Source organism: Microcoleus asticus IPMA8 (genome assembly GCF_013179805.1).
Lineage (GTDB): Bacteria > Cyanobacteriota > Cyanobacteriia > Cyanobacteriales > Microcoleaceae > Microcoleus > Microcoleus asticus.
This window is the reverse complement of sequence record NZ_SRRZ01000188.1, coordinates 1-8,883: the sequence shown is the minus strand read 5'-3', so window position 1 is coordinate 8,883 and position 8,883 is coordinate 1. Positions and strand designations below refer to the sequence as shown.

The window sequence follows — 8,883 nt, the reverse complement described above, 5'->3', positions numbered from 1 at the left end:
ATCCTGAGTTTGAAACGTTCTACACTAAGAACATTCTGCTTAACGAAGGCATTCGTGCTTGGATGGCTCCTACGGACCAACCCCACGAAAATTTCATCTTCCCTGAAGAAGTTCTGCCTCGCGGTAACGCACTTTAAAAAAATCTGGATTTGGATTTCAGATTAATTTAATTTTTTTAAACTGAAATTGAAATCCAAATCCCTATTCCCCGGGGCAGGCGCGGTGATACCGTGCCCTACTAGGGAACAAAAAAACCCAAAATCCAAAATCTAAAATCGTTGGAGGTTCTACCGGGTGGTAACGCTCTCTAATTCCTACGCAAGCGGTCGCGACCAAGAATCCTCCGGGTTCGCTTGGTGGTCTGGCAACGCTCGTTTAATCAATCTATCTGGCAAACTGCTGGGCGCCCACGTCGCTCACTCTGGCTTGATCGTGTTCTGGGCCGGTGCAATGACTTTGTTTGAAGTCGCTCACTTTATCCCAGAAAAGCCCATGTACGAACAGGGCTTAATTTTGATGCCTCACATCGCTACTTTGGGTTGGGGCGTCGGCCCCGGCGGTGAAGTTACGGATATCTTCCCGTTCTTCGTAGTCGGCGTTCTTCACTTGATTTCATCTGCTGTTCTCGGTTTGGGCGGCATTTATCACGCCGTTCGCGGCCCGGAAGTTCTCGAAGAATACTCTTCGTTCTTCGGCTACGACTGGAAAGATAAGAACCAGATGACCAATATCATCGGCTACCACCTGATTCTGTTGGGATGCGGCGCTCTGCTGCTAGTAGCTAAGGCCATGTTCTTCGGCGGTGTCTACGACACTTGGGCTCCGGGCGGCGGCGACGTGCGTATTATCACGAACCCCACTCTGAACCCGGCTGTGATTTTTGGCTACTTGGTTCGCTCTCCTTTTGGTGGCGAAGGCTGGATTGTCAGCGTCAACAACATGGAAGATATCATCGGCGGTCACATCTGGCTTGGCCTGATTTGTATCGCTGGCGGTGTTTGGCACATTTTGACCAAGCCTTTCGGCTGGGCTCGCCGCGCTTTAATCTGGTCTGGCGAAGCTTACCTGTCTTACAGCTTGGGCGCTTTGTCCCTGATGGGATTCATCGCTTGCTGCTTTGTCTGGTTCAACAACACTGCTTACCCTAGCGAATTCTACGGCCCGACGGGCCCGGAAGCTTCTCAAGCGCAAGCTTTGACCTTCCTGATCCGCGACCAACGCTTGGGTGCTAACGTCGGTTCTGCACAAGGCCCCACCGGTCTGGGTAAATACCTGATGCGCTCTCCTACTGGCGAAATCATTTTCGGCGGTGAAACGATGCGTTTCTGGGATTTCCAAGGTCCTTGGTTGGAACCCTTGCGCGGTACTAACGGTTTGGACTTGAACAAAATCAAGAACGACATTCAGCCTTGGCAAGCTCGCCGCGCTGCTGAGTACATGACTCACGCTCCTTTGGGTTCTCTGAACTCTGTGGGCGGCTTGGCAACTGAAGTTAACGCGTTTAACTTTACGTCACCTCGTTCTTGGCTGGCCTGTTTCCACTTTGTGATGGGTTTCTTCTTCTTGGTCGGCCACTTGTGGCACGCTGGTCGCGCTCGCGCGGCTGTCGCTGGCTTTGAAAGAGGTATCGATCGCGAAAATGAAGCGGTACTTTCTATGCCAGACTTAGACTAATCGATCGAATTTATTTCTGATTTGATTGTCTAATCGCAAAAGGCTCCTGCTTAACGGCAGGAGCTTTTTTACTGCTGATTAGCTCAGATTATAACTATTAAAAATACCAGCTATACTAGAATCACTTGGAAACAGTAAATTAAGTTGATGAAGGTCACTTACTATGGAAGTAGCACTGCCTGATGTTTCTCAAAGCTTTCTAAAAACGAAAGGATTTTGGACGGAACAAGTCGGGAAAGCCGTTAATTCTGTTTCAGAAACAACAGCAGAAGCTAAATCTTCTCTCTCCGAATCTGCGGACAAGGCAAAAGAAGCCCTCACTCAAACTACGAATTCTGCCGTTAATGTTGTTAATCAAGCTACAAACAATGCTTTAGGTACTGTAGCGGAGAAAACAGAAAAAGCCAGGATTTCTATATCGGAATTCGCAAATCAAGCGGTTAGTCGCGTTAGTGAAACTACCAACAAAGCTGTTGATGCTGTTTCTCACTCGGCGACAACTGCCAAAGAAACTATTAATCAAACTACTAACTCTGCGGTCAATACTCTGAATCAAAGCACTAGCCAAGCTGTAGAGAGCGTAAATCAAGCTACAGAAAAGGCTAAGGCTTCATTAGAAGATAGCATTAACAATGCTGGAAGTATGAGCGATGTCGCTTCAAATGCCATTCAAAGTGCTATCAATGGTACTGTTAAAGATTGGATTGATTCTCACCCTCTCGTCTTCTGGTTGGTGAGTCACCCGCTGATATCTTTAGCAATTTTGCTGCTATTTATATTGAGTATCTTAGGTTTATTACAGGCTTTAGGTAGCTTGTTTGCACAAGGATGGTTATTTATTATGCAAAGCCCTGTAAAATTTATGCAAGGGGTTTTGAGTGTCGGCCCTAAAGCTGTAAGTAATGTCTGTGGAGTGGCTGTAAACTCATTGGTTTCAAAGAATCCCGAAGACAAAAATAATTCAGCTTTACAATTGAGGGGAGTTGCATCAAACAGTTTTGAGTCTCAGGAACGAATTGCTAATATTTTGGCAAGGTTGGAGGCAATTCGACAAGAGCAGAATCAGCTTTTACAAGAAGCATCGGCTATTTTAGGCAACAAATTTAAGGCAGAGTGAGAAGGTGTGGCCCGATCGCAACTCGTGGTAAATTTAATACATCCAGGCTTTCCATCAAAGCCAGATAAATAAAGGCTTGTAGTCGATCGCTCAATACGCCATGCCCGATTCCGAATTTTCCGACGATCTCAAATGGACGCCAGAAGCCAAGGCGAAGCTGAAAAATATTCCCTATTTTGTCCGGGGACAAGCTCGCATCCGCATCGAGAACTTGGCCCGCGAAGCCGAAACCGAAGTTGTCACCGTTGACTTAGTGGAGCAAGCTCGCATCGAGTTTGGGCAATAAGGGATCGAAAGGTACGCTAAAGCTTTAGACTATTAATTGCGTTGTAAGGACAAGGACTTAAAGAAATAGTGCGCAACATAGTTATAGCTGGCAACTGGAAAATGTACAAAACTAGGGCAGAATCCCTAGAGTTTCTTCAAGGATTCATGTCCTGCCTGACGGAAACCCCAGAGGAACGGGAAGTCGTGCTTTGCGTTCCCTTCACTTCCTTGGCTGTCCTCTCGAAAAATTTGCACGGCAGCCGGATCAGACTCGGTGCTCAGAACGTTCACTGGCAAGAGTCGGGAGCTTTTACTGGGGAAATTTCCGGGCCAATGCTGAGTGAACTTGGTGTGCGCTATGTCATCGTAGGGCACAGCGAGCGGCGCCAATATTTTGGGGAAACTGACGAAACGGTGAATTTGCGGCTGAAAGCTGCTCAGAAATACGATTTAATTCCGATTCTGTGCGTTGGGGAAACCAAGCAACAGCGAGATGCAGGGGAAACTGAATCTCACATTTTTTCTCAGTTGGAAAAAGATTTGGTTGGTGTTGACCAGCAGAAATTGGTAATTGCTTACGAGCCTATTTGGGCGATCGGCACTGGCGATACTTGCGAAACTAAGGAAGCTAACCGAGTTATTGGTTTGATTCGCAGTAAATTGACTAATCCTGGCGTGCCAATTCAGTACGGTGGCTCTGTTAAACCGGAGAATATTGATGAAGTTATGGTCATGCCTGAGATTGACGGCGTTCTGGTAGGCGGTGCGAGTTTGGAAGCTGCGAGTTTTGCTCGAATTGTCAATTACAAGTTGTGAAAATTGAAGTAGGGGCTGGTGATCACGCCAAAAATTTGTCGGCAGTTGCTTAAATTTGTGTTCTTACCCGCCCTGACTCGGATAGTTGGGCGATCGACTTTGTACGAAATCTGCGCCTCTGAAACCCCTAAAAAGGGCGGGTTTTGTACAAAAATTATTCAGGGAGAGGCAGTGACTTTTTGCTAAACCAGCCCCTAAAAGTTATCTGTTATATTTTCAAGTAGAGCGATTTAGAATAACTCATGACCGATCGCAAATTAACCATTAGAAATAAAGCTTTCGAGTGGGGAAAACGCACTTATTTAATGGGCGTTTTGAATGTTACCCCTGACAGTTTTAGCGACGGCGGAGATTTCAATACTATAGAAACTGCTTTATTGCAAGCGGAAAAGATGGTAAAATCGGGGGTAGATATTATTGATATTGGCGGTCAATCTACTCGGCCCGGTGCAGCGGAAATATCCTTAGTAGAGGAGATCGATCGCGTTATACCTCTCGTACAAATACTGCGGCAAAAAGCCGATATTTTTGGCTCAGTTCCTATTTCGGTCGATACTACCAGAGCGCAGGTTGCGAAAGCTGCGGTTGAGGCGGGAGCTGATATAATTAACGATATTTCGGGAGCTACTTTTGACTCGCAAATGCTGTCAACCGTTGCTAAGTTAAAAATTCCAATAATTTTGATGCACATTCGGGGAACTCCCCAGACGATGCAAAAACTTACTGATTATCGCGATTTAATTGGGGAAATTAGGGAATTTTTAGAGAGTAGAATTGCGGCGGCAGTTGCTGCGGGGATAAACAAATCTCAAATAATTATCGACCCCGGTATTGGCTTTGCTAAGACTTACAGTCAAAACTTAGAAATTCTGCGCGAGTTACCAAAGTTTCGTGTTTTAAACTGTCCAATTTTAGTCGGAGTATCGCGCAAAAGCTTCATCGGTCACATTTTGAATCAGCCAGAAGCGAAACAAAGAATTTGGGGGACAGCGGCGGCTTGTACAGGTGCGATCGCAAATTCAGCAGATATATTGCGCGTTCACGATGTCAGAGAAATGCGCGATGTCTCTCAGGTAGCCGACGCCATCTTCCGATATCAGTCTTGAGTAGTTTGAGTATCGATAACTTTCATTTCCCCGCCGCCATCTCCAGGAGGGACATCAGGGATAGACTCCATCAAATTGTTGAGGGCCTCTGACATATTTCTCGGGTCCATAAACAGAATTTTGGCATTGTCGCTTTCACCCAATTTTTGTTGAGCGTCTAAGTATTTTTCGGTTACTAAGTAATTCAAAACTTGCTTACTATTCGGATGGGAATCTAAAGCTTCAACTAAGAGCCTCATGTACTCCTTAGTGCCGATCGCCTTATTGACCATTGCTTGCCACTCGCTCTTAGTGGCGCGCTCCAATTCCATCGCTTCTTGCACCCTTTTCGGAGGTGTAATGCTTTGAATTTCCACCCGAATTACTTTGACACCCCAAGTTTCGGTAGCTTCGTCCAACTTCTTGAGTAACTTTTTATTCATGTCATCTCGGGAACCCAAGATGTCTTGCATTGGCAATCGACCAATTTCAGCGCGAAACGTCGTTAAAACTAAGTTGGCGATCGCATTTTCAATTTGATCGATTCCATAATAAGCTTTCTGTAAATTCACAACCCGCCAATACACAACGGCATCGACTTCTAGAGCCACATTATCTCCCGTGATTGCTGACTGAGGTTTAATGTCTAAAACTCTTTCACGGCTTGTGTCCACGCAGACGACTTTTTCGACCAGGGGACTGATAAAGTGGAATCCTGGCTTGAGGGTGCGCTTGTATTGACCCAAACGTTCCACTAAAGCTTCGTCGCCACCGCTGACTATTTTGACGCTGGAGTTAACAGCGTAGCCGACGATGAGCGCAAAGAGCATGGTAAGAATAGACTGCCCCATTTCTATTTTCCTGCTAAGGTTGACTGAGAATAGATCGGAATTCTACTCTAATTTAACTCAAACTCGGTTACACAGTGCTAAAATATCTCGACTGTTAATAACTAAAACTATTTCATCTGGTGGGCCCGCCCTCTGCTCCGATTCTTACGGCGCTAGTGAAACCCAGGATATCAACAACACGTTTCCACAAAAGACATGAAAAACGATCGAGAGTTTCGCTTGTTCAAACCTTTAAGGTGGATTGCCCCAAGCATTTTGGTGGGTGCAGGAATCTGCAATGCCGCAGCGGCCCAACCGGCACAAGCTGAGACAATCGCCCTGCAAATCTCGCAAAACTTGCAGTCGCAGAACTTGCAGCCACCGCGCCGAGGCCCTGCTGTTCGGGAAGTTCTATCCTACGAGATGAAGGGAGACGAACTCAGGATTTGCAAGCAGCAAGGCAACTCCGAGAAAAAGTGCGAAGTTGTAGGTAAAGGCTACACGGTGGGTTTGAGAACTGCCAACGACCTTTACGGTCAAGGAAATGTTGTCAATGCCGAAGCTTTGTACCGGCAACTAATCGCTCGCTATCCCAAACAAGCGGATGCTTATTACAAGTTGGGAAGTATGCTGTCGGGGCAAGGTAAAATGAGCGATGCGATCGTTCTATTCCAAAAAGCAATTGAAGTCAACCCGCAACACGCCAAAGCTCACAACGATTTAGGCGTAGCGATGGCAAGTCAAGGGCAGTTGCCCGAGGCAATTGTTCAGTGGAGACAAGCCGTTAAAATTAACGATCAATATCCCGATGCTTTAAACAATTTAGGAGTCGGTTTGTACCAGCAAGGAGACAAGGAAAACCAAGCGGAGGCAGTAGCCAGCCTCAAAAAAGCTAAGGAGTTATTTATCAAGCAAGGCAGAACTCAAGCCGCAAACAGAGTCGATAAAATTTTGGAGGAAATGAATTCGGCGTCGAGCGACTCCTAAACTCAACCGCCGATCGGACATTGAAACAAAAAACACCATAGGCGATCGGCGTTAGTCAGCGTTCAACGGCGGTTAAACACCCCCAAAAACGAGAATTTAAAGCATTTCCTTCAAAACTTGTATAATCAAATCCCCATCCACCCGATCGCTCACAGCAGCCTCACCCAAGCGCACCGGCAGCACAAACCGCACCTTGCCATCCTGCACCTTTTTATCGAGTTGCAAAGTATGCAAAATTTCCTCAACATCCACACCAGCCGGCAATTTGGCAGGTAAACCCGCTTTTTCGATCAAAGCAGACTGGCGGCGATCGCACTCAGCATCCCACATTCCCAACTCCACAGCCAATCGGCTTGACGCAGCCATGCCGATTGCCACTCCTTCCCCGTGATTGATCACCTTGTAATTAGTCAAACTTTCCACAGCATGACCGATGGTATGTCCGTAATTCAAAATCGCCCGCAAACCCGATTCCTTCTCGTCTTTGCTGACCACCTCAGCCTTAGCTTGGCAAGACCTACTCAAAATTTCTGCCAACAAATCCGCCTTCACATAGCGCATTTGATCCAAACGCTTGCACTTCTCCAACTTCCCGAAAAGTTCGGCATCCCAAATCACCCCGTACTTGATGACTTCCGCCATCGCCGAACGAAACTCCCTCGCCGGCAGAGTTTTGAGTACATCCGGGTCAATTAACACCAAACGCGGCTGGTGAAAAGCCCCGATTAAATTCTTCCCTAAAGGATGATTTACCCCCGTTTTGCCCCCAATAGAAGCATCAACCATCGCCAGCAGCGAAGTCGGAACTTGCACGACATTAATTCCCCGCAGCCAAGTCGCCGCAGCAAAACCCGTCATATCGCCCACCACCCCGCCGCCCAAAGCCACCATTGTCGAGGAACGTTCTAAACGGTTTTCCAAAGCCGCACCGTAAATCTTCTGTACCGAATTTAAAGTTTTGTACTGTTCTCCCGGTGGTAAAATGCAGCTACCGACTTCCAGACCTGCTGATTCGAGGGCTGCTGTTGCTCTTTCGCCGTACTGCCGAAAAATCGACTGATTCGACACCAGCAGCACTTTTTTGCCCAAACTTAGATCGCCCATCAGACTGCCGAGTTCGTCTAAACCGCCCGATCGCACGCAAACATTGTAAGATTGTGGCCCCAAGTCAACTTTAATTATCGATTGCATATTTATCTAATTTAGATATTAGATTTTAGATTATAGTTCTTATAGGTCTTTTTATTGATTGTTTTGGAGAAATTGCAATGACTCTTAGCGGAGCAATAACTTATTTTGGGATTTTTGGCGGCGCGATCGGCTTGGCGACAGTGCTGATGTTTGGTCTGCGGGCTGTCAAACTCATCTAATTTGCTAATTTAGATGTCTGAACCAGAGTATTTAATCTCTGGCAAAAGTATCAGTTCGACAAAGTATTTGCGCCAAAAATCTCTGATTAAATCTCTGGATTGACGGCGCAAATATTTTTTTGTTTCATAGAACTTGATGCTAGAACTTCCTAATTTAATTTTAGAAAAAAGTAATTTGGTTGATGCTTCAATTTAAAATCTAAAATCGCTCGCTTCCCCAATTATCTAGAAGAAGATGAGGAGGATGATTTATTATGCGGAAATATATCATTTTTAAGGCTCAATCGATGTCAGCAGAAGGCGGGCAAAATAGAATGTTGGCTCACACTGGGGCAACAACTGATATTCTCTGCGAGTATTACGATTCCTCTGACGAACCCCTACCTCAACCAGGGAATTGTCCCTACGAGTTTTGCCGGATTGAAGAGTTCAACGATCGGCAATTCCCCCATAGCTATACTCACTATCGAGTCTGAGATTGGGAAGTTGTCAGGGTTGAACAATACCCAACTGCGGAACCAGGAAGCAACTACGATATAGCAATCCTAAATCAATTGCAAAATATTATAAATTATAATAATTAGGGACTATAATAATACTTATACACTGGAAATCGGCAAAAAAACAATATGTCTGAGCAACACCATTTACAAGAGTTAAGTGATTTTATAGATGGCAACCCCGACCCAAGAGAACTAAAGCGAGCAATGTCCGTAATGATGTGGATTGAGGGCGTA

10 protein-coding genes and 1 pseudogene are annotated in these 8,883 nt (G+C 45.9%); 9 read left to right on the top strand and 2 right to left on the bottom strand.

Annotation, left to right across the window (positions count from 1 at the left end; translation table 11 throughout):
• The 6 genes and pseudogenes from E5S67_RS29790 to folP all read left to right on the top strand — a co-directional run.
• A pseudogene (locus tag E5S67_RS29790) lies at nucleotides 1-137 on the top strand (photosystem II D2 protein (photosystem q(a) protein)); the annotation flags it as partial.
• A 157-nt stretch (nucleotides 138-294) separates the two neighbouring features.
• Nucleotides 295-1,674 (top strand): photosystem II reaction center protein CP43, encoded by a 1,380-nt coding sequence (gene psbC, locus E5S67_RS29785; RefSeq protein WP_172192768.1) that lies wholly within the window; start codon nucleotides 295-297, stop codon nucleotides 1,672-1,674.
• A gap of 163 nt (nucleotides 1,675-1,837) precedes the next feature.
• Complete coding sequence (locus E5S67_RS29780; protein WP_172192766.1) at nucleotides 1,838-2,791, top strand: hypothetical protein; 954 nt, start codon at nucleotides 1,838-1,840, stop codon at nucleotides 2,789-2,791.
• Between the two features lie 100 nt (nucleotides 2,792-2,891).
• On the top strand, nucleotides 2,892-3,077 hold the full coding sequence (locus E5S67_RS29775) for a PCP reductase family protein (protein ID WP_172192764.1): 186 nt from the start codon (nucleotides 2,892-2,894) through the stop codon (nucleotides 3,075-3,077).
• Between the two features lie 68 nt (nucleotides 3,078-3,145).
• On the top strand, nucleotides 3,146-3,874 hold the full coding sequence (gene tpiA, locus E5S67_RS29770; protein ID WP_172192762.1) for a triose-phosphate isomerase: 729 nt from the start codon (nucleotides 3,146-3,148) through the stop codon (nucleotides 3,872-3,874).
• 242 nt (nucleotides 3,875-4,116) lie between these two features.
• Entirely contained in the window at nucleotides 4,117-4,980 is an 864-nt protein-coding gene (gene folP, locus E5S67_RS29765) for a dihydropteroate synthase (RefSeq protein WP_172192760.1), read from the top strand.
• Here the strand turns inward: folP and E5S67_RS29760 are convergent.
• Nucleotides 4,971-5,810, bottom strand: a complete 840-nt coding sequence (locus E5S67_RS29760) for an SPFH domain-containing protein (RefSeq protein WP_172192758.1) — start codon at nucleotides 5,808-5,810, stop codon at nucleotides 4,971-4,973. The genes folP and E5S67_RS29760 overlap by 10 nt on opposite strands.
• Before the next feature lie 195 nt (nucleotides 5,811-6,005).
• Between E5S67_RS29760 and E5S67_RS29755 the strand changes: the two genes are divergently transcribed.
• Nucleotides 6,006-6,776, top strand: coding sequence for a tetratricopeptide repeat protein (locus tag E5S67_RS29755; protein WP_172192756.1), 771 nt, complete (start codon nucleotides 6,006-6,008; stop codon nucleotides 6,774-6,776).
• A gap of 96 nt (nucleotides 6,777-6,872) precedes the next feature.
• On the opposite strand, the gene aroB is transcribed toward E5S67_RS29755, so the two are convergent.
• A complete protein-coding gene (aroB, locus tag E5S67_RS29750; RefSeq protein WP_172192754.1) occupies nucleotides 6,873-7,967 on the bottom strand; it encodes a 3-dehydroquinate synthase in 1,095 nt (364 codons plus the stop codon).
• Between the two features lie 77 nt (nucleotides 7,968-8,044).
• Between aroB and petL the strand changes: the two genes are divergently transcribed.
• Together petL and E5S67_RS29740 are read left to right on the top strand one after the other, a co-directional pair.
• Entirely contained in the window at nucleotides 8,045-8,146 is a 102-nt protein-coding gene (gene petL, locus E5S67_RS29745) for a cytochrome b6-f complex subunit PetL (RefSeq protein ID WP_015175161.1), read from the top strand.
• Nucleotides 8,147-8,400: 254 nt separating this feature from the next.
• Nucleotides 8,401-8,622: a hypothetical protein gene (locus E5S67_RS29740; protein ID WP_172192752.1), complete on the top strand. Its 222-nt coding sequence runs from the start codon at nucleotides 8,401-8,403 to the stop codon at nucleotides 8,620-8,622.
• The last annotated feature ends 261 nt before the right edge of the window (nucleotides 8,623-8,883 follow it).

Coding starts and splice junctions, on each gene's coding strand:
- petL (WP_015175161.1), top strand. CDS start 8,045: ATGACTCTTAGCGGAGCAATAACTTATTTTGGGATTTTTGGCGGCGCG.
- folP (WP_172192760.1), top strand. CDS start 4,117: ATGACCGATCGCAAATTAACCATTAGAAATAAAGCTTTCGAGTGGGGA.
- E5S67_RS29760 (WP_172192758.1), bottom strand. CDS start 5,810: ATGGGGCAGTCTATTCTTACCATGCTCTTTGCGCTCATCGTCGGCTAC.
- E5S67_RS29755 (WP_172192756.1), top strand. CDS start 6,006: ATGAAAAACGATCGAGAGTTTCGCTTGTTCAAACCTTTAAGGTGGATT.
- E5S67_RS29780 (WP_172192766.1), top strand. CDS start 1,838: ATGGAAGTAGCACTGCCTGATGTTTCTCAAAGCTTTCTAAAAACGAAA.
- aroB (WP_172192754.1), bottom strand. CDS start 7,967: ATGCAATCGATAATTAAAGTTGACTTGGGGCCACAATCTTACAATGTT.
- E5S67_RS29775 (WP_172192764.1), top strand. CDS start 2,892: ATGCCCGATTCCGAATTTTCCGACGATCTCAAATGGACGCCAGAAGCC.
- E5S67_RS29740 (WP_172192752.1), top strand. CDS start 8,401: ATGCGGAAATATATCATTTTTAAGGCTCAATCGATGTCAGCAGAAGGC.